General features: G+C 70.1%; 16 protein-coding genes and 1 riboswitch. Of the genes, 3 read left to right on the plus strand and 13 right to left on the minus strand.

Translation table 11 applies throughout. The annotated features are described in order from the left end of the window. The 7 genes from KVY00_RS04570 to KVY00_RS04600 all read right to left on the minus strand — a co-directional run bounded on the left by KVY00_RS04570 (nucleotide 1) and on the right by KVY00_RS04600 (nucleotide 7,834). Nucleotides 1-1,137 (minus strand): thiamine ABC transporter substrate-binding protein, encoded by a 1,137-nt coding sequence (locus KVY00_RS04570; protein WP_223044544.1) that lies wholly within the window; start codon nucleotides 1,135-1,137, stop codon nucleotides 1-3. After that, nucleotides 1,131-1,240: riboswitch (TPP riboswitch) on the minus strand. It overlaps the preceding gene by 7 nt. A 20-nt stretch (nucleotides 1,241-1,260) precedes the next feature. Then, the gene (locus KVY00_RS04575) at nucleotides 1,261-3,006 is read right to left on the minus strand and encodes a cell division protein PerM (RefSeq protein WP_223044545.1); all 1,746 of its coding nucleotides are present in this window, start codon (nucleotides 3,004-3,006) and stop codon (nucleotides 1,261-1,263) included. Between the two features lie 64 nt (nucleotides 3,007-3,070). Beyond that, the gene (locus tag KVY00_RS04580) at nucleotides 3,071-3,865 is read right to left on the minus strand and encodes an ABC transporter ATP-binding protein (RefSeq protein WP_223044546.1); all 795 of its coding nucleotides are present in this window, start codon (nucleotides 3,863-3,865) and stop codon (nucleotides 3,071-3,073) included. After that, nucleotides 3,862-4,683 carry an ABC transporter permease gene (locus tag KVY00_RS04585; RefSeq protein WP_255572762.1) on the minus strand — a complete coding sequence of 274 codons (822 nt, stop codon included), beginning with the start codon at nucleotides 4,681-4,683 and terminating at the stop codon, nucleotides 3,862-3,864. Before KVY00_RS04585 ends, KVY00_RS04580 begins: the two co-directional genes overlap by 4 nt. Before the next feature lie 2 nt (nucleotides 4,684-4,685). Next, nucleotides 4,686-5,708, minus strand: coding sequence for an aliphatic sulfonate ABC transporter substrate-binding protein (locus tag KVY00_RS04590; RefSeq protein WP_223044547.1), 1,023 nt, complete (start codon nucleotides 5,706-5,708; stop codon nucleotides 4,686-4,688). Nucleotides 5,709-5,928: 220 nt separating this feature from the next. Continuing rightward, entirely contained in the window at nucleotides 5,929-6,615 is a 687-nt protein-coding gene (locus KVY00_RS04595) for a response regulator (protein ID WP_223044548.1), read from the minus strand. Then, nucleotides 6,602-7,834, minus strand: coding sequence for a sensor histidine kinase (locus KVY00_RS04600; RefSeq protein ID WP_223044549.1), 1,233 nt, complete (start codon nucleotides 7,832-7,834; stop codon nucleotides 6,602-6,604). Before KVY00_RS04600 ends, KVY00_RS04595 begins: the two co-directional genes overlap by 14 nt. 108 nt (nucleotides 7,835-7,942) lie before the next feature. On the opposite strand from KVY00_RS04600, the gene KVY00_RS04605 reads away from it, so the two are divergent. Beyond that, nucleotides 7,943-8,812, plus strand: coding sequence for a GAP family protein (locus KVY00_RS04605; RefSeq protein ID WP_223044550.1), 870 nt, complete (start codon nucleotides 7,943-7,945; stop codon nucleotides 8,810-8,812). A 30-nt stretch (nucleotides 8,813-8,842) separates the two neighbouring features. Here KVY00_RS04605 and KVY00_RS04610 read toward each other — a convergent pair whose 3' ends face one another. After that, nucleotides 8,843-9,889, minus strand: a complete 1,047-nt coding sequence (locus tag KVY00_RS04610; protein ID WP_223044551.1) for a hypothetical protein — start codon at nucleotides 9,887-9,889, stop codon at nucleotides 8,843-8,845. An 83-nt stretch (nucleotides 9,890-9,972) separates the two neighbouring features. On the opposite strand from KVY00_RS04610, the gene KVY00_RS04615 reads away from it, so the two are divergent. After that, a complete protein-coding gene (locus KVY00_RS04615; RefSeq protein ID WP_223044552.1) occupies nucleotides 9,973-10,983 on the plus strand; it encodes an epimerase in 1,011 nt (336 codons plus the stop codon). A 177-nt stretch (nucleotides 10,984-11,160) separates the two neighbouring features. On the opposite strand, the gene sucD is transcribed toward KVY00_RS04615, so the two are convergent. From sucD to KVY00_RS04635, 4 genes are all read right to left on the minus strand, one after another. Beyond that, nucleotides 11,161-12,063, minus strand: coding sequence for a succinate--CoA ligase subunit alpha (sucD, locus tag KVY00_RS04620; RefSeq protein ID WP_223044553.1), 903 nt, complete (start codon nucleotides 12,061-12,063; stop codon nucleotides 11,161-11,163). 31 nt (nucleotides 12,064-12,094) lie between these two features. Beyond that, nucleotides 12,095-13,261, minus strand: a complete 1,167-nt coding sequence (gene sucC / locus KVY00_RS04625) for an ADP-forming succinate--CoA ligase subunit beta (protein ID WP_223044554.1) — start codon at nucleotides 13,259-13,261, stop codon at nucleotides 12,095-12,097. A 209-nt stretch (nucleotides 13,262-13,470) separates the two neighbouring features. Then, nucleotides 13,471-14,499, minus strand: a complete 1,029-nt coding sequence (locus KVY00_RS04630) for a GGDEF domain-containing protein (protein WP_223044555.1) — start codon at nucleotides 14,497-14,499, stop codon at nucleotides 13,471-13,473. Further along, nucleotides 14,492-15,469, minus strand: a complete 978-nt coding sequence (locus KVY00_RS04635) for a GGDEF domain-containing protein (RefSeq protein ID WP_255572763.1) — start codon at nucleotides 15,467-15,469, stop codon at nucleotides 14,492-14,494. The genes KVY00_RS04630 and KVY00_RS04635 overlap by 8 nt, the downstream gene beginning before the upstream one ends. A 241-nt stretch (nucleotides 15,470-15,710) precedes the next feature. Here KVY00_RS04635 and KVY00_RS04640 point away from each other — a divergent pair, with 241 nt between their 5' ends. Then, entirely contained in the window at nucleotides 15,711-16,340 is a 630-nt protein-coding gene (locus tag KVY00_RS04640; protein ID WP_223044556.1) for a TetR/AcrR family transcriptional regulator, read from the plus strand. An 82-nt stretch (nucleotides 16,341-16,422) separates the two neighbouring features. Here the strand turns inward: KVY00_RS04640 and KVY00_RS04645 are convergent, their stop codons facing one another. Continuing rightward, a complete protein-coding gene (locus KVY00_RS04645; RefSeq protein WP_223044557.1) occupies nucleotides 16,423-19,008 on the minus strand; it encodes an ATP-dependent helicase in 2,586 nt (861 codons plus the stop codon). Nucleotides 19,009-19,143 lie beyond the last annotated feature (135 nt).

The following is a 19,143-nucleotide window of genomic DNA, read 5'->3' on the forward strand; positions in this document are numbered from 1 at the left end:
TCAGAGACCGATCGTGTCGCCCAGGGTCCCCAGCCAGCGCTCGCGACCCCGCTCGATCTCCTCGGGGGTGAGGTCGTGGGTCTGGTCCGCCCGGGGCTCGGGAGCGAACTTCGCCCACGCTTCGGGCATCTCGACGGTGTCGTCGACGGGGCTCATGTACATGGCGTCGGGGATCGTCTGCTGGAACTCGTGCGACACGAGATAGTCGACCACGGCCTTCGCGCCCGCCTCGTTGGCGGCCCCCCTCAGCACACCCGCGTATTCGACCTGACGGGTGCAGGTGTCGAGCAGTGCCTTCGTGGTGCTCGCGGTCAGTTCGTCGTCGACGGTGAAGGCGGGCGACGAGGCGTAGGAGACCACGATGGGCCTGGTGCCGCCCTCGCCGCCCTGCGTGAACTGACCGTAGTAGGCGTCGCTCCAGCCCTGCTCGATGCGGGCGCCGTTGTCGGTGAGCCGCTTCCAGTAGTCGGCGAAACCGTCCTCGCCGAAGGCCGCGACCGTGCCGACGAGGAAGGAGGCGCCGGTGGAGGAGGCGGTCGGATCGAGCAGCACGGTGAGGTCGCGGTATGCGGGATCGGCGAGATCCTCGTAGGTCTCGGGCTCGTCGAGCCCCTTCTCCTCGAACCATGCGGTGTCGATGTTGATGCAGGTGGCTCCGGTGTCGACGGGCGTGAGCGCGAGTGCCGCATCGCTGCCGCTGCCCGCCCCGTCCCCCTCGGAGCCGTCTGCGCCCAGGGCGTATTCGAGGGCTCCCTTCGGCAGCTCGGACGGGGTGTACGGCACCACCACGTCGTTGTCGACGAGCCGCGAGGCGAAGATGTTGTCGACACCGAAGAAGGCGTCCGCGATCGGGGCGCCGGCGGTGAGCACGAGCTTGTTGGTGAGTTCGCCGCCGTCGCCCGCGGAGATCACCTCGACGTCGTACCCGGTCGCGGCGCTGGCCGCCTCGGCGACCTCGTCGTTCGGGAACGAGTCGTGCACGACCAGCGTGACCTTGTCGGCTTCGGCGGATCCGCCGCCGGACTCCGATCCCGAGCACCCGGTGAACGCGAGCGCGCAGACCACGGTGAGCGCGATCACCGGGATCGCGGTGCGACGGGTTCGGGCGATCGGGGATGTACGACTTACAGGCACCATCGAGGCTTCCTTCCTCCGCTGGCATGAACCAGATCAGGTTGAACGGTCGGAGCTCGCGTGCTCCCTCTCAGCCCCGCGCGTCGGGACTCCCGTGGATTGCCCTCTCAGCCTAACAGGTTGCGGTCACCGCTCCTCGCGGCCCCGACGCCACCGGGAGCGGTGCGGGGGTTCGGGATCGCCGTCGTCCAGCGGCCGCCCGTCCCACGCGTAGGCGCGCAGCAGGGCTTCCGAGTCCTGCTCGTCCAGATCGTCGACGGCTCCCGCGAGATCCGCGGTCTCGCCGAGGTCGGAGTCATCGCTGTCGGGGTCGTCAGCCGCGGGACCGTCAGCCGCGGATCCTGATGCTTCGGAGCCGTCGAGGCCGGGAGCCTCGCGCTCGCGGCCGGCCCCTGCAGCTTCCTCACCCGCGGAAGCATCGAGGGCATCGAGGGCGTCGGCGGCATCGGCATCAGCGGTGAGGTCGACGGTTTCATCGGCATCGACGCCGACATCGATGGTTCCCTCGGAGCGCCCGGCATCGCCGCCGAGCCCGCTCAGCGCGGGCAGGGCCTCGGCGTTCTTCCGACGGCGCCGGCCCGGCACCCGCACGGTGCGCACGCGCTCGCTCATCGCACGGGCTGTCTCCGGGAGCGCCTCGCGGATCCGCCCCAGGTCGATGCGAGCCGCCGCGATTCCGAGGAGTGCGCCCGCGCCGAGCTCGGCAGCGGCGAGACCGCCGGCGATCCACGGCTCGGCCCCTGCGGTCTCGAGCCGCCCCGGGCCGATCGATCCGCTCGCGAGCGCGCACAGCGCGGCCACCGCGAGTCCGACCAGCAGTGCCGCCACCACGGGGGTGACGAGGGCCGCGATCCAGCCGACCCGTCGCTGCTGCGGTCGGCGGGCGAACAGCACGCCGATCGCGACCCCGGTCAGCACCAGCAGAGCCGGGACCAGCGCCCCGAGAGCCCCCCAGCCCTGCGGGATCGCGCCGAAGAGCGGGAGCGCGGGCAGCGGCCCGAGCAGCGCCTCGAACGGTGTCGCCGAACTCCCCGCCCCGACGGAGAAGCCGGCTCCGGTCAGCCAGGCGACGCCCCAGATCACCGCGACGGGCAGCAGCGCGACCTGCACGATGAACACGAGCACGGAGCCCAGCGGATCGAGGTGCAGGCCCTGCGTCAGCGCGATCACGTGCGGATATCCCACGACGATCGCGACGGCGAAGGCGAGGCCCGCGAGCCCCAGCAGGGCCACCAGCATCGCGACCGCGAGACGCCCGGTCTCCCCCGCCCGCGCAGGCAGCACCGCGGCCCACGCCGAGGCGCCGGCACGCTCGACGCCCCGCTGAACCGCACGCACGCAGGCCCGCCACCAGTCGTGCTCATCGCGCATCGCGCGCACGCAGAACGCAGCGGTCGAGACCGCGCCGTACCCGACCGCGGGCACCAGAGCAGCCAGCCACAGCGGCCACACCTGGAGCGGCGCCGCCAGCGTGGCCGTTCCGAAGGCCACCGCGCCGAAGCCGAGCATCCCGCCCAGCGCTCCCGCCGCTCCGATCCCGCCGCGCGCGCCGAACCGCCACCCGGCCCTCGCCGCGAGCAGCACGGTGATGAGCGTGATGCCGAGGGGCGCGAGGGAGAGCACGAACTCGAGCTGCTCGGGAGCGAGACCGAGGCTCAGCGCGGTCTGCGCATCGACTTCCAGCCGCATCGGCACCCGGTGCGCGAGCAGCCATGCGCCCGCGACCGCCGCGACGACCGCGTTCGGTTCGGCCGCGAGACCGAACACCACCGTCCACAGCAGCAGCGCGGGCACGGTGACCGCCGCGAGACCCGCGACGGCGACGGCAGCCGCCTCGATCGCGGCAACCACCGCTGTGACTATGGCTCTCATCGCCAGCAGCTTACTCTGCTCACTCGATGCTTTGCTCGGTGCTCGAACCGCTCGCGGACGCCGCTCACTCGGCAGCGGGGTGCACGCGGATGAGCGCGAGGATCTCGTCGCTCAGCCCCTGGAACTCGGGGGTGCGCTCCGAGGCCAACGTGCGCGGGCGCGGGATCGGCACGTCGACGATTCGCTGCACGCGACCGGGCCGCGGGCTCATCACGACCACCCGATCGCTCGTCACCACCGCCTCGTCGATGTCGTGCGTCACGAGCAGCACCGTGAGCCGGTGCTGCTCCCACACCTCGAGCAGCAGTTCCTGCATGGTGCGCCGGGTGAGCGCGTCGAGTGCGCCGAAGGGCTCGTCCATGAGCAGCATGTCCGGGCCGTAGCTCAGCGAGCGCGCCAGGGCGACCCGCTGCTGCATCCCGCCCGAGAGCTGCGCCGGATAGGAGCGCTCGAAGCCCTCGAGCCCCACCAGCCGCAGAAACTCGCGGGCGCGATCCGCACGCTCCGAGCGCGTCAGCCCGGGCTCCCCCCGCAGCGCGAACTCCACGTTCTGCTGCACGGTGAGCCACGGCATCAGGGTCGCCTGCTGGAACACGACCCCGCGATCCCGCCCCGGCCCGACGACCTCGCGCCCGCCCACCTCGATCGTGCCCTCCGTCGGCTCCTCGAGACCCGCGACCAGGGAGAGCAGCGTCGATTTACCGCACCCCGAAGCCCCAACTATCGAGACGAACTCGTTCTCGGCGACCTCGAGATCCACGCCCTCGAGAGCGGTCACGGCGCTTCCGCCCGCGCCGAAGCGCTTCACCAGGCCGCCGATGCGCAGCTTGGGAGCCCTCGTCCGATCCTGCCCGCTCATGAGCGTCCCTCCTGGTACGCGAACATCCGACGCCCGGCGGCTCGCATCACCTGATCGAGCACGAGGCCCAGCAGCCCCAGCACGAAGACGTAACCGATGATGAGATCCGTCTGGAAGAAGCGCTGCGCCACCGTGATCCTGAAGCCCATGCCGCTCGAGGCCGCCACGAGCTCGGCCACCACGAGCCAGGTCCACGCCCAGCCGAGGGTGATCCGCAGCGCGTCCCAGATGCGCGGCATGGCCGACGGCACCACGATCCGGGTGAGCAGCTGGATCCAGCTGAGGCCCAGCGTCTCGCCCAGGCTGACGAGGTTGCGGGGTGTGCGGCGCACCGCGTCGGCGACCATCAGCACCTGCTGGAAGAAGGTGCCCATCCAGATGATTAGGAACTTCTGGTTCTCCTCGATGCCGGCCCACACGATGGTGAGCGGCACGAATGCCACGACCGGCATGTACCGGATGAAGTCCATGAGCGGTTCGAGCGCGGCCTCGATCCGGGCATTCACCCCCATGAGGGTGCCGATCGGCACCGCCATGACGGTGGCGATCACGAAGCCGACGACGATGCGCAACGAGCTCACCCCGATGTCGCTCCACAGTTCGCCGTTCGCCGCCTGGGCGCCGAGCGCGCCGAACACCGCGCCCGGCCCCGGGAGGAACATGGGATCGACGAGCCCGCTCGCGCTCACCGCCGTCCACACCGCGATGAGCACTACGAACGTCATCACCGCCGTCGCGAGGTAGGCCGAGCGGCCCAGGGGTGAGGCGATGCGGGCACGCCTGCGCCGGCGAGGGGCGCTGCTGGGTGAGGGTGCCATGCTCAGTCGACGGGCTCCCCGAGGAAGCCGGTGCGGATCGCGCTGGCGGCGTCGACGTCGCCCGAGACGAGGCCGATGCGCTTCGCCACCTCGATGAGCGCGGGCAGCGTCTCCTCGAGGTACTCTCCGCTCAGCAGCTCGCGGTTCTCTGCGAGGGAGTAGAAGTGCACGCCGTCGAAGGCGGTCTCGAGCTCGGAGGCGTCCGTGCCGACGCCCGTCGCGATGATCTCGCGGGCCTCGTCGGTGTTCGCGTCGTAGTAGGCGACCGCATCGTCCCAGGCGGCGAGCACCTCGGTGACCTCGTCGGGTCGCTGCTCGAGCACCTCGTCGCGAACCACGAGCACGTCGGTGATGAGGCCGGGGTACTCGCCCGCCGTGGCCACGGTGTCGATGCCCTTGCCAGAACCGAGCGCCTCGCTGATGTAGGGCTCGTAGGTGACGCCCGCGTCGATGCTGCCCGAGACGAGGGTGGGTGTCACCTTGTCGGCCGAGAGCTCGACCGTCTCGATGTCGTCGAAGCCCATGCCGGCCTCTTCGAGGGCCTCGGCGAGCAGGATCTCGCTCGTCGCTCCGCGCTCGAAGCCGACCTTCTTACCCGCGAGATCCTCGACGCTCGACACCCCGTCACCCGCGATGATCGCGTCGGCCTCGGTGGCCGAGTCGAGCATGAGCACGATCGACACGTCGACGCCCTGCTCGATGAACTGCAGCGCGGCCTGCGCACCCACGTTCGCCATGTCCAAGCGGCCGGCGGCGAGCGCCGCGTTCACATCGGCGTCGGCGTTGAAGCTCGACAGCTCGACCTCGACGCCGCGATCCGCGAAGAAGCCCTGATCCTCGGCCACGTACCACTGCCCGTAGCCGAGCCAGGGCTGCGTGCCCATGCGGATCGTCTCACCTGAGGCTGCCGCGCCCTTCTCTCCCGAGTCGGCGCCCGCGCCTCCGGCGCAGCCGGTGAGGCCGAGGGCGAGGGCCGCGGTCGCTGCGGCGGTGACGGAGAGCGAACGGAGGAATCGGCGGGTCACGGGGGTCCTTTCGGGGCGGGCCTGGCGGCCGGTCGGTGCGGGAGGGCAGGTCGGTTCGGCGGATCGCCGAGCTCCGGGATCGGCGAGAGCGCGCGGCTCTGCCCGCGCAACCCCACCATTCTACGGCAGGCGCGGAACGCCGGATCCCGGAGGTGCGGGCGACGCCGGGTCACGGTCGCCCCATCCGCGGGCCGCGATGCCGGCCCCGCCGCTCGCGGGCTCAGCGCGGGTCGAGCGGGGCGTCGCGGGCGAGCGGGGCGTCGCGGGCGAGCGCCGCCGCGTGCGCCCGGCTCTCGGCTCCGAGTTTCACGAGGATGCTCGACACGTGCGTCTTCACGGTCGGCACCGAGATCCCGAGCTGCACCGCGATCCTCGCGTTCGACCGGCCGGCGCGCATCGCGGCGAGCACCTCGCGCTCGCGCGCCGTGAGCTGGTCGAGGCCCGGCAGGGGCGTCGGCTCCGGCGACGCAGGGGCCTCGGCGAGCGCCGCGAGCGCTCGCCGAGTGACCCGGGGGTCGAGCACGCCCTCTCCCTCGGCCACTCGCCGCACGGCCTCCACGAGGGGCGCCGCCTCGGTGGTCTTCAAGAGGAACCCCGCCGCGCCGGCCCGGATCGCGTCGAACACCAGCTCATCCTCGTCGAAACTCGTGAGCACCAGCACCTCGGAGCTGCCCTCGGCCACGATCCGCTGCGTGGCAGTGACGCCGTCGACACCGGGCATGCGCAGATCCATGAGCACGACGTCGGGGCGCAGCGCAGCAGCGTTGCGGATCGCGGCCGCACCGTCGCCGGCCTCGCCCACGACGCAGATACCGTGGGACTCGAGGATCATGCGCAGCCCCTCGCGGATCATGCCGTGGTCGTCGGCGAGCACCACCCTCGGCGCGCCACCGTCAGTTCCGTTCATGCAGGATCCTCTCGCTCGGCCGAACCGGCACCGGCAGACGCGCCCGCACCGCCCACACGCCCTCGCCCTCGCGGCCGGCGGAGAGCTCGCCCTCGAGTGCGAGCACCCGTTCTCGCAGCAGCGCGATCCCCATCCCGCTGCCCTCGAGCGATGGCCGCGCGAGCGCGGCGCCGCCGCGGGACACCACGTCGACCCGCGCCTCATCGAGTGCCACGGTCACTCGCACCTCGACCTCCGCCCCCGCGGCGTGCCGCACGCAGTTCGCGAGCCCCTCCCGCACGATGCTGCCGATCGCCTGGTCGACCGGCGCCGGCAGCTCGGCCACGGACTCATCGCTGAGCGTCGCCGTGACTCCCGCACCGTTGGCGGCCTCGACGAGGTCGGCGAGATCCGCCCGCCCCGGCGGAGCGAGATCCTGCTCCCCCGTACGCAGCACCCGGATCATCGACCGGAGAGCGCCGTGCGCTTCGAGGCTCGCGTCGCGCACCGCTCGCAGCGCACCGCGCGCGGCCTCCGCATCGCCCGTCTCCGAGGGAAGGCCGAGCGCCGCCTCGCTGCGGATCGCGACGGCGGACACGTGGCCCGCCACGACGTCGTGCAGCTCTCTCGCCATGCGTTCTCGCTCGCTCCTCACCGCGGACGCCCGGTCGAGCTCCGCCAGCCGGGCCGCGTCCTCGGCGCGCTGCCGGTACAACTCGACCATCTCGCGCGACTGCGCCTTGAAGTTCGCGTACCAGTAGGCCATCCCCACGAGGGCGCCGAACTGGATGCCGACCATCACCGCATCGCGCAGCTCGCCCGAGAGCGCGAAGGCCACGACGAGCGGCGCCAGCGTACTCGGCACCAGGACGACGAGGAGTCTTCGGCGTCGCTCGGGGCCGAGTCGTACGATATGCGCGTCGAAGAGATCGAGCAGCACCAGCAGGGGGACGAGGCCGCCGACCGTGAGCAGATCGGCGACGAAGACGACCGCTGCGGCCAGGGTCGCAGCGCCCGGAGCACGGGGCCGCAGCGGCAGGAGCGAACAGGCCGCCGACGCTGTCACCAGCGTCCACCACGGCGAGACCCGATCCGGCAGCAACGAGAACACGCTCCACAGCCCCGACCAGCCCAGCGCCGCGAGCACGACGGCGAGCAGCAGGTAGAGCGCCGCGAGAGCCGCCGGGCGAGCGGCGATCCTGCGCAGCACGCCGCGCGGCTCCAGGGTGTCGGTGGTCATGCTCCCATCCAAGCAGGCACCACCGACATTCCTCTCCGACCAAAGTAGGAGGGGCACTCGGGCTTTCCGCCGATGCGGCACACGGGGCGCGCACGCGAAAGTGGCAGCATGCTCGTCTCCGCCCAGCTTCCCGTCCTCACCGATGTCCCGCTCCCCCTCGCGCTCGCGATCCTCGCCCTGCTCGACGGTCTCAGCGTCGGCACGCTGCTCATCCCGCTGTTCTTCCTCATCGCGCCCGGCAGACCGAAGGTGGCCAGGATCCTGCTGTACCTCGGCACGATCACGCTCTTCTACCTCGTGATCGGCGTGCTCTTCACCCTGGGCCTCGTCAACGTGATCGATGTCGGCCGCGAGTTCCTGGACTCGGTGCTCGGGCAGACGGTGCTCTTCGTCGCCGGGCTGGCCCTGCTCGCGGCGGGGATCCTGATGGGGATCTCGGATTCCCGAAAGCGCAGAGCCACCGTCGAACCCGCCGCGGTCGCGGCGGACGGCACCGGGGCGAACCCCGAGAGCGACGCGGGTGCGCAGCAGCATCGGTCACCGGGAGGGGCGGCGGGGGCCAAGCGAGCACCGGCCCAGGCAAGCGGCCGGCTCCTCCGCTGGCGCGAGCGCCTGCTCGCGGACGGCACCAGCCGCGCCGCGGTCATGGGAGTCGCCCTCGCCGCCGGACTCGCCGAGATCGCCGGCATGCTCCCCTATCTCATCGGCATGACCCTGATCGCGGATGCTCCGCTCGGCATGCCGAGCCGCTTCGCGATGCTCGCGGGCTACTGCCTCGTCATGATCCTGCCCGCCCTACTGCTGCTCACCGCCCGGGTGGTCGCGGCCCGGGCCGTCGATCGGCCGCTGCAGCGTCTCACCGATTGGCTCCAGCGAACGGGCGCCGAGAACACCGCGTGGATCCTGGGGATCATCGGGTTCCTGCTGGCCCGCGCAGGTGCGACTCAGCTCGGACTCGATCTGCCGTTCATCGGCTGAGCCGGATCACCCGGAGTCGCGTCCCGTCGCCTACAGCGCCGCGGAGACCGCCCGATGCGTCTCGAACAGCGGTACCGTCGTCCCCTCGGGCGCGCGCCCGAACCCACACTCGGTGGCGACTCCGAAGGGACGCGAGACGTGCTTCTGCGCGGCTGCGATGCGCCGCGACGCACCCTCGACGCCGTCCTCGCGGTGCACGAGCCCCAGGTAGAGCTCGGTCTGCTGCGGGATCGCCAGCCCCTCGAGCGCGGCGAAGTACTCGGCGTCGTCTCGCTCGATCGGCACCGGCAGATGCAGCCAGGTGAGCGGTCGCGCGGCGGCCTCCACCACGAGGTTCGCGAAGCGCACGAGATTCGCCGTGTCTGCGGGCTCCACGAAGTGCTTCTCAGCGACGTCGCCGTAGCAGAGGTGCACACCCGCCTCGACCTCGATGGGAACCCGATCGATCTGGCGGGCCAGACGCTCGCTCGTGCCGGCCCACACATCGTCGAACCACTCGTAGCGGTTGCCCGCGTAGCTGCTGCCCTCGAGGATCGCGAACTCGAGCGCCGCGTCCCACTGGATCGCGAGTTCGTCGTGAGGGATGGCGTCGAGGATGCGGTCGAGCTCGGCGGCGAGCGCCGCCTCGTAAACCGGTTCGAACGCGGCGCGATCCTCCGCTCGGACGAAACTACCCACCACTCCGAGCGGGGTCGGCAGCGACACCTGGAACCGGATGCGTCCGGGGATCGCGCCCTCGCGCTTCAGGCGCGCGAAGACCTCCCAGGATTCGAGCGCGGCCTCGGCGTACCCCAGGGGCGCGAGTTCGAGCTCATCGGCCGAGACGCCCTCGGCGATCCGAACCGGCCGCATATCGAGCATGCGCAGCGGAATCGGAGTATCGCCCACGCGCTCGATACCCGGAGTGCGGCCCAGGCGGTCGGGCTGGAAGGCGATCCAGTGGAATCGCTCCCCCACCTCGCCGTCGGGAATGCGCTTGAGATGCGCGCCGAGGTGCTCGGCCGCGGTGCGCATCGTGGTCTCGGCATCGTCGAAGTTGATGCTGCCGACGAGGTGGGCGCCCTGGGGTTGGTTCATGGGCTCCAGTGTAGTGAGCGCCGGGTGCAGGGGCGTGCCGGCCTATCAGCGGGTACTGGCGCTCCCTCGCATAGGTTGGCCGTATGACCGCGCACCCGCACGTCCCCGACTCCGAGCCCGCTCCCGATCGGCAACCCGGACGCGTCGTCATCGGAGGCGCCGGCGGCTTCATGGGGCGCTATCTCGCCGACCGCTACCGCAAGGCCGGCCGCGAGGTCGTGACGATCGGGCGCTCGGGGGCCGATCTGCGCTGGGGCGACGATCGCGGGATCGCCTCGGCCGTCGACGGCGCCGCCCTCGTGGTGGGGCTCGCCGGGAAGAGCGTGAACTGCCGGTACACGCCCGAGAACCGAGCCGAGATCTTCCGTTCCCGCCTCGCGACCACCGCCGAGCTGTCACGGGCCATCGCCGTCGCGGAGACGCCCCCGCCGCTCTGGGCCAATGCTGCGACCGCGACGATCTACCGGCACGCCGAGGATCGCCCCATGACCGAGGATGACGGCGAGATCGGCACCGGCTTCTCCGTCGACGTCGCGAAGACGTGGGAGCGCGCCCTCTTCCGCGACGACCTGCCCGGCACACGGCGGGTGGCCCTGCGCAGCGCGATCGTGCTCGGACACGGCGGCGTGTTGGGTCCGCTGCGCGCGCTGGCTCGCCTGGGCCTCGGCGGCCCGCAGTACGACGGCTGGTGGCCGGTCAGTCGAGCGCGCCGGGCCGCGGGCACGGCCCACGCGCGCGGCACGGGTCGCGGGCGCCAGATGTTCAGCTGGGTGCACATCGAGGATGTGGCGCGCGTGCTCGACTTCCTGGAGCGGCGCCCCGAGTTCGAGGGCCCGCTCAATGTCAGCTCGCCGCACCCCGTGGACAACCGCGAGTTCATGGCGGCGGTGCGTCGGGTGCTGGGGGTGCGGATCGGACCGCCCACACCGCGCTGGGCGCTGGAGATCGGCGCGATCGGGATCCGCACGGAGACCGAGCTCGTGCTCAAGAGCCGTTGGGTGCTGCCGGCACGCCTCGAGGCGGCCGGGTTCGAGTTCGCCTACCCCGATCTGGAACCCGCCCTGCGTGAGAGCTTCGATCGCACACGGAGCTGAGGCACGCCGACGACCTTCTTCGAGAAGCCTCGGGTTCAACCGTCATGATTCCGGTGATTCGCAGCAGAGCGGGCCTTGGAGGCTGTTTTCTGCCGGTCTCGTGCGAATCGCCGGAAAGACGGGCGCCCTCCCCTCAATGACCCGAGGGGAGGGCGCCTGCTCAGAGCGCAGTAACGCCTACAGCGCCGAGTACACCTCGCGCAGCAGCTCGGCGGTCTCGGTGGGGGTCTTGCCCACCTTCACGCCGGCAGCCTCGAGGGCCTCCTTCTTCGCCTGCGCGGTGCCGGCCGAACCGGACACGATCGCTCCCGCGTGCCCCATCGTCTTCCCCTCGGGCGCGGTGAAGCCCGCGACGTAGCCGACGACCGGCTTCGTCACGTTCGCCTTGATGAACTCGGCCGCGCGCTCCTCGGCGTCGCCGCCGATCTCGCCGATCATCACGATCGCCTTGGTCTCGGGGTCGGCCTCGAATGCGGCGAGGGCGTCGATGTGCGTGGTGCCGATGATGGGGTCGCCGCCGATGCCGATGGCGGTCGAGAAGCCGAGATCCCGCAGCTCGTACATCATCTGATAGGTCAGGGTGCCCGACTTCGAGACGAGACCGATGGGCCCCTTGCCCGTGATGGTCGCCGGCGTGATGCCGGCGAGGGCCTCGTCCGGGGTGATGATGCCCGGGCAGTTCGGCCCGATGATCCGCGTCTTGCCGCCGGTCGCCTTCGCGTGCGCCCACAGCTCGGCCGAGTCCTTCACGGGCACGCCCTCGGTGATGATCACGAGCAGGCCGATGCCGGCGTCGATGGCCTCGATCGCGGCGTCCTTGGTGAAGGCCGGGGGCACGAACGCCACCGACACGTCAGCGCCGGTCTGCTCCATCGCCTCGGCCACCGAGGCGAAGACGGGCAGCTCGACCTGAGTGCCGGAGGCATCGGTGTGGGTCACGGTGGTGCCGGCCTTGCGGGCGTTCACGCCGCCGACGATGCTGGTGCCCGCCGCGAGCATGCGCGCGGTGTGCTTGGTGCCCTCGCCGCCGGTGATGCCCTGGACGATGACCTTGGAATCCTTGTTCAGGAAGATCGACATTCTGTTGCTTCTTTCGGTGAGTCTTCGTCGGTTAGCGGGCGTTGGCCAGTTCGGCGGCCTTGTCGGCGCCCTCGTCCATGGTGGCGGCCTGGGTGACGAGCGGGTGATTCGCCTCGTTCAGGATCGCGCGGCCCTCCTCGACATTGTTGCCGTCGAGGCGCACCACGAGCGGCTTGTTCGCCGCATCGCCGAGCTTGTTCAGAGCGCCGACGATGCCGTTCGCCACGGCGTCGCAAGCGGTGATGCCGCCGAACACGTTCACGAAGACCGACTTCACCTGGGGGTCGCCGAGGATGACGTCGAGACCGGCCGCCATGACCTCGGCCGAGGCTCCGCCGCCGATGTCGAGGAAGTTCGCGGGCTTCACACCGCCGTGGTTCTCACCGGCGTAGGCCACGACGTCGAGCGTCGACATCACGAGCCCCGCACCGTTGCCGATCACGCCGACCTCGCCGTCGAGCTTCACGTAGTTGAGGTCCTGAGCCTTGGCCTTCGCCTCCAGCGGATCCTCCGCCGACTTGTCCTCGAGCGCCTCGTGCTCGGGGTGGCGGAAGTCGGCGTTGGCATCGAGCGACACCTTACCGTCGAGCGCGATGATGTCGCCCTCGCCGGTGAGCACCAGCGGATTGACCTCGACCAGCGTGGCGTCTTCGCCGACGTACACCTCGTACAGCTTCTCGAACACCGCCGCGACCTTGCCGACGAGCTCCTCGGGGAACTTCGCGGCGCGCGCGATCTCCTCGGCCTTCGCCGCGTCGATACCGGTGATCGGGTCGACCTCGATGCGGGCGAGAGCCTCGGGCTTCTCGACGGCGAGCACCTCGATCTCCATGCCGCCCTCGACCGAGCACAGCGAGAGGTACGAGCGGTTGGCTCGATCGAGCAGCACGGAGAAGTAGAACTCCTGCTTGATGTCGGCCCCGGCCGCCACCATCACGCGCTTCACGATATGGCCCTTGATGTCGAGCCCCAGGATCGCCTGCGCCGCCTCGAACGCCTCGTCGGGGTTCTTCGCGACCTTCACACCGCCGGCCTTACCGCGGCCGCCGGTCTTGACCTGAGCCTTCACCACGACGACGCCGCCCAGTTTCTCGGCGGCCGCGCGCACCTCCTCGGGGGTGTCCGCGACGATGCCGGCAAGCACCGGCACTCCGTATCGCTCGAAAAGATCTCGTGCCTGGTACTCGTACAGATCCACGTACTGTCCTTTGCTTGGGATTTTCGGGTTACCCGAGGCAAAAATGTCTCGATGTCGAGATAAGTCGACCAGTTCGAGAGTCTACCACCGCCGAGTGGGCGGGGCCCGGGCGAGCGGGGTCCGGGCGAACGGGGCCCGGGCGAGCAGAGCCCGGGCAAGACCGATGCGCGGCGAGGGGAGGATCAGGATCCGGGATCAGGGATACCGGATCACCCGTCGCCCCGCCGCGCCCTCCGGGCACGATACAGCTCGGCGTCGGCATTCGCGATCGCCTCGTTCAGTCCCTCGCCCGGCTGCACCGCGACCACGCCCCAGGACCAGTTGAACGGAGACTCGTCGTGCAGCCGATTCAGCTCGGAGCCGAGTTCGCCGGCCCCGAGGCGCCCGACGAGCGCGAACTCGTCTCCGCCGAGCCGCACCACAAAACCACGCCCCCTGCCGAGGTACCCTCGCATCCCGAGCATCGCGGACCACGCGCTCACCGACTCCCGCAGAGCGGCGTCTCCCGCCGCGTGGCCTCCCAGATCGTTCACTCTCTTGAAGTCGTCGAAATCGACTACAGCGACCGACAGCGGCTCCCCCGCCCTCCGAGCAAGCCGCACCGCCCGCGGGCCCGCTTCCGCGAGGCCCCGCCGATTCAGCGCACTCGTCATGGCGTCGACGTTGGCCTGCGCGGTGAGCTGCCGCCGCACCGCGCGCGCTCCCTCGAAGCAGAACAGCATGATGATCAGTGCGTAACCGATCATGATCACCGGCGACCCGATCCCGGTCCCCAGTTCGGGATGCCAGATCAGGGTGACCGACACGCGCAGCATGCTCAGCACGATGAAGGCCCACGCGACGGCGGCCGGGTAGAACCACGCGACGTACAGCGCGACCAGCGGAAGCTCCAACAGGGCGTTGATCTCCGCATGACTGTGATCCGAGAAGACCAGGAAGTAACTGGACCAGGCCTCCATCCCGGCGACCACCAGGAGGCCGGCCCAGAGCGGATATCGCCGCCCGAGCACGAGCGGGAGCAGCGTCGCGACCAGGTACAGCGCCAACCACAGGGTCACGGCGCGCCGATGTATGCCCGGATGGCCGATCAGCAGATCGACCGCGAATACGATCACGAGCATCAACGGCACCAGGGCGCTCACCACGGAGAACGGCGTCTGCCACCGCACGAAGCGTCGCACGAGCGCGGCGAGCCGGTCCATGTCCCGCGCCATGATCGAGGTCAGCGAGCTATCCACTGTTCCGCACCCGCCGTCCGGGTTTCCGCTGCTTCTCCGCGTACAGGTCCTGGTCGGCCCGCGCGAGCATCGCCTCGGCAGTATCGCCGGTCCGCGACTGCGCGATCCCGGCCGACCAGGGATACGGCGATCCCTCCCGCAGACGGTCGACGATCCTCTCGGCCTCGCACGCCCTCGTGTGCGGGAGCAGCAGCACGAACTCGTCGCCGCCGATCCTGCCGATCACGTCCCAGGATCTGACGGAGGCGCGCCACGCCGCCGCTGTCTCGAACAGGGCGGCATCGCCCGCGGCGTGCCCGTGGACATCGTTGAGCTGCTTGAAGTCGTCGAAGTCGATGGCCACCAAGCAGAACGGATCCCTCTGCGTCGAGCGCCGCTGGAGCCGCTGCTCGACCCGCTCCATGAGCGCGTGACGGTAGTAGACGCCGGTGAGGGGATCGATAGTCGCCGCCCTGACCTGCCGGCGCCAGAGGTACATTCCGGCGCTGAAGCAGAAGAGCATCGCGAGCAGGGCGTGCACCGCCACGGGGGTTCCGATCGGCCCCGTCGGCGACAGCAGCGGATTCATCGACATCGTCGTGCCGAAGACGAGTACGCAGGTCAGGATCAGCGGAATCGCGACGCGGGGGCGGACGAACCACCCCAGGTAGAACGCGACCACCGGGAACTGCTGCACTGAGGAGATCACCGACTGCGGATCGTTCGCGAGGCTGAGGTAGAAGGTCTGGGCCACGATGAAGATCACCACGCTCACGATGCCGACCCACCTCGGCACCTGCTTACCCAGCACGAAGACCACCGCGCCGCCCGCCACGCAGAACAGCAGAAGAGACCACGTGAGCGCGGGATTGATCATGTCCCGGTGGAAGAGCACATCGACCAGCAGCGTGAGGCCCAGCATCAAAGCCGCGAGCAGGATGTAGAGAGAATGCGGATTATGGCGTCGTTTCAACGAGGACAGCCATTTCATAGCTCTCGCCTTCCCCCGTATATCCCCCTGCCGCGCACCCGATCGGCATTTCTGACAGGTTACACATACCCCCTGGAGGAAACTCCGCATTTTCACCCTCGCCTTCACCCGGGTTCACCCTGTTCTCGATGTGTCCGACCGCCGGTTCCCAGCCTCGGCGAGTATCGTGGGAGCGCTTCCGCCGACGAGGCCTCATGCCCGACGCAGCCCTCTCCGGCGGTCAGCGACGACGGAGGTGGACGTGGAGCAGAACGAGGCCCCGAAGCGCGAGGGGTTGCGGGCGCGCAAGCGCCGGATGACCGAGAACATCATCGAGACCTCCGCGGTGAAGCTGGCTCTCGAGCACGGAGTGGAGAACGTCACCGTCGAGACGATCTGCGAGATGGCCGATATCTCCCGCAGCACCTTCTTCAACTACTTCGCGGGCCGCGACTACGCCATCGTCGGTCGCGCGATTACCATTCCCGAGGGCGACGAGGCCTTCCTCGTGCTCGACAGCTGCCCCGACAACCTCACGCTCGGCATCCTCCGGCTGATCTTCGCCGCCATCGGCCATAGCAACGTCAACACCGAAGTAGCGCGTCTGCGGGCCCGGCTCATCGCGGAGCAGCCGGAGGCCGGGCGTCTGGCGCTCATCACCACGCTCGAATCGGCCCACCACATCACGAGGACGGCGACGGCCTGGCTCCTCGCGCACCCCGAGCACTCGAAACTCGGCTCGCCCGTACGCGAGGCGACGATGGCGGCCTCGCTCGCGCACGGCATCATCACCTCGCAGATGGGCGAGTGGATGCAGCGCGAGGGCGATATCTCCGCCGATGAGGCCGACCTCGAGCGGATACTGGAGGACTACCGCACCCTCATCGGGTGAGCGGCTGAGGGCGGGGCGGATCGCCGGGTGCGTCTCCCGGCCTCACCAGGCCGCCTGTATCGAGTCGGACCCGGGATCCCGCTCAGTCGACCTTGGTGATCGGCGCCAGCTTCACGAGCAGCTTGCGTTCGCCAACCGCATCGAACACGACGTGCGCGATGCGCTTCGATCCGACGCCGGTGACGCCCGTGACCCGCCCCTCGCCGTACTCGTCGTGCCGGATCCGATCGCCCGAGGCGAGTTCGAGATCGCCGTTGTCGCGGGCCGCTCCCCCAATCATGTTGGGGAAGCCGCCGCCCGCGGCCTGCGCCGCCTTCGCCTGACGCTTGCGCTCGCGCCACTTCTCCAGCGCCGACTGCATGTTGCCGCTCGCCGGCTCGCTGACGGCCGCGGCCCCTGAACCGCCACGAGACCCCGCGGCGCCGAACGAGACCGACGAGTCGACCCGGCCGCGGGAGCGCGCGCCGCCGGAGCCGTACCCCGAGGAGCGCGGCGCGTTGAGCGCGCGGGACTCCGTGCCCCCGCGCCCCGTGACCTCGCCCGGAGACTGCCGCCAGTCGATCAGCCCCTCGGGGATCTCCTGCAGGAACCGCGACGGCATCGCCACCGACACGTCGCCGAAGGTCGCGCGGGTAGAGGCCAGCGTGAGATAGAGCTGTTCGCGCGCCCGAGTAATGCCGACGTACATGAGCCGGCGCTCCTCGTTGATGCCGCCGACCTCGTCGACGGACATCTGGTGCGGCAGCAGCCCCTCCTCGACACCGGTGATGAATACGGCCTTGAACTCGAGGCCCTTGGCCGTGTGCATGGTCATGAGCGAGACGGTGCCGCTCGTGTCGTCGAGGTCGTCAGCGGCGGCCACGAGGCTGACCTCGGTGAGGAAGGCGAGCAGGCCCGCGCCCGGCTGCTTCGCATCGAACTCACGGGCCACCGCGATGAGCTCCTCCAGGTTCTCTGCGCGCGCGTCGTCCTGCGGATCGCGCTTGGCGCGCAGCTTCTCGATCATCTCGGTCTCGTCGAGGATCAGCTTGAGCACGTCGCCGACCGGGGCGGGTTTCGCCTCCTCCGCGGAGTCGTCGGTCGCACCGCCCCCGGCCGCCATGCGAGCCGCCCGTGTCAGGAGTCCCGCGAGCTGCTGCACGGTGCCCCGCAGCTTCGGCCCCAGCGCGCCGACCTCATCGGCCCGCAGCATCGCCTCGTGGAACGAGATGCCCTGCGCCTCCTGGAAGTTCGCGAGGTGCGCCTCGGCCATCGGCCCGATCCCGCGCTTGGGCGCGCCCAGCAGGCGCGACCACGCGATCGGATCGTACGGGTTGGCGATGCTCGTGAGGTACGCCATCGCGTCCTTGATCTCGGCGCGCTCGTAGAACTTGGTGCCGCCGAGCACGCGGTACGGGATCGCGGATCGGATCAGCAGCTCCTCGAGTGCGCGCGTCTGCGAGTTGGTGCGGTAGAACACCGCCACGTCGCCGTAGGCCATGCCGCCCCGGTGTAGATCCTCGATCTCCTCGGCGACGAACCGCGCCTCGTCGTGCTGCGAGTAGCCGGTGAAGCCGACGATCTTCGCCCCGTCGCCCTCGGTGGTGAAGAGGTTCTTCTCCTGCCGATCGAAGTTGTTGCCGATCACGGCGTTGGCCGCCGAGAGGATGTTCTGCGTCGAGCGGTAGTTCTGCTCGAGCTTGACCACCTCGGCCCCAGGGAAGTCGCGCTCGAACTCCACGATGTTTCGGATATCGGCGCCGCGGAACGCGTAGATCGACTGGTCGCTGTCGCCGACGACCGTGAGGCTGGCCGGCGGGATCCTGCCGCTCGCATCGAGCTCCCGGTCGCGTGCCGGCGGCGTCAGCCGATCCACCTCCTCCGGTTCGACGGGGCGGGTGAGCTCGCGGATGAGTGAGTACTGGGCGTGGTTCGTGTCCTGGTACTCGTCGACGAGGATGTGGCGGAAGCGGCGCTGGTAGACGGCGGCCACGTCGGGGTGGGCGCGGAAGAGCTGCACCGTCTGCCCGATGAGGTCGTCGAAGTCGAACGCGTTGGCGCGCCGCAGCTCCTGCTCGTACATCTTGAAGATCTCGACGAACAGGCGGTCGCGGGGATCGCTCTCGTTCATGGTCGCCGCGTAGTCGTCGGCATCGCTCAGCTCGTTCTTGAGCTTCGAGATCTTCGAACCGGCGTTGGCCGGGGTGAAACCATACGTGTCTGCGTCGAGCTCCTTGATGATGCGCTTGAGCAGGGCGCGGGAGTCGGCGGAGTCGTAGATGGTGAAACCCGAAACGTAGCCGAAGCGCTCGGCCTCGCGACGCAGAATGCGCACGCAGGCCGAGTGGAAGGTCGACACCCACATACCCTGGGCGCCCTCGCCGAGCAGTCCCTCGATGCGCTCGCGCATCTCGGCGGCCGCCTTGTTCGTGAAGGTGATCGCGAGGATCTGGCTCGGCCACGCCTCTTTATTGCGGATGAGGTGGGCGATGCGGTGCGTGAGCACGCGGGTCTTGCCCGATCCCGCACCCGCGACGATCAGCAGCGCGGGCCCGCGCGAGACCACCGCGCGCTCCTGCGCCGGGTTCAGGCCGTCGAGCAGCGGATCCTGCCCGCCCGCACCCCGGGCGCCGCCCGCAGAAGGACCACCGAATGGAGCGCCGGGCTCCAGAAGTTCAAACTCGCTCATCGTGGGATCCAGTCTAGGCGGGACCTCTGACATTCCCGTCCGCGGCCGCGACAGCCCCACCGCCGCCCCGCGCCCTCCCGCCGAACACGACGGTTCCAGCGAGACCGACGGTTTCAGCGCCCCTGAAGCAGTCAG

Origin of the sequence: Leucobacter tenebrionis, assembly GCF_019884725.1 — a bacterium.
GTDB classification, from domain to species: domain Bacteria; phylum Actinomycetota; class Actinomycetes; order Actinomycetales; family Microbacteriaceae; genus Leucobacter; species Leucobacter tenebrionis.

What these genes read in the sequence shown, in the direction of transcription:
- KVY00_RS04575 (WP_223044545.1), bottom strand. Translation starts at nt 3,006, where the DNA reads ATGAGAGCCATAGTCACAGCGGTGGTTGCCGCGATCGAGGCGGCTGCC.
- KVY00_RS04635 (WP_255572763.1), bottom strand. Translation starts at nt 15,469, where the DNA reads ATGAAATGGCTGTCCTCGTTGAAACGACGCCATAATCCGCATTCTCTC.
- KVY00_RS04580 (WP_223044546.1), bottom strand. Translation starts at nt 3,865, where the DNA reads ATGAGCGGGCAGGATCGGACGAGGGCTCCCAAGCTGCGCATCGGCGGC.
- sucD (WP_223044553.1), bottom strand. Translation starts at nt 12,063, where the DNA reads ATGTCGATCTTCCTGAACAAGGATTCCAAGGTCATCGTCCAGGGCATC.
- KVY00_RS04610 (WP_223044551.1), bottom strand. Translation starts at nt 9,889, where the DNA reads ATGAACCAACCCCAGGGCGCCCACCTCGTCGGCAGCATCAACTTCGAC.
- KVY00_RS04570 (WP_223044544.1), bottom strand. Translation starts at nt 1,137, where the DNA reads ATGGTGCCTGTAAGTCGTACATCCCCGATCGCCCGAACCCGTCGCACC.
- KVY00_RS04605 (WP_223044550.1), top strand. Translation starts at nt 7,943, where the DNA reads ATGCTCGTCTCCGCCCAGCTTCCCGTCCTCACCGATGTCCCGCTCCCC.
- KVY00_RS04615 (WP_223044552.1), top strand. Translation starts at nt 9,973, where the DNA reads ATGACCGCGCACCCGCACGTCCCCGACTCCGAGCCCGCTCCCGATCGG.
- KVY00_RS04595 (WP_223044548.1), bottom strand. Translation starts at nt 6,615, where the DNA reads ATGAACGGAACTGACGGTGGCGCGCCGAGGGTGGTGCTCGCCGACGAC.
- KVY00_RS04585 (WP_255572762.1), bottom strand. Translation starts at nt 4,683, where the DNA reads ATGGCACCCTCACCCAGCAGCGCCCCTCGCCGGCGCAGGCGTGCCCGC.
- KVY00_RS04645 (WP_223044557.1), bottom strand. Translation starts at nt 19,008, where the DNA reads ATGAGCGAGTTTGAACTTCTGGAGCCCGGCGCTCCATTCGGTGGTCCT.
- KVY00_RS04600 (WP_223044549.1), bottom strand. Translation starts at nt 7,834, where the DNA reads ATGACCACCGACACCCTGGAGCCGCGCGGCGTGCTGCGCAGGATCGCC.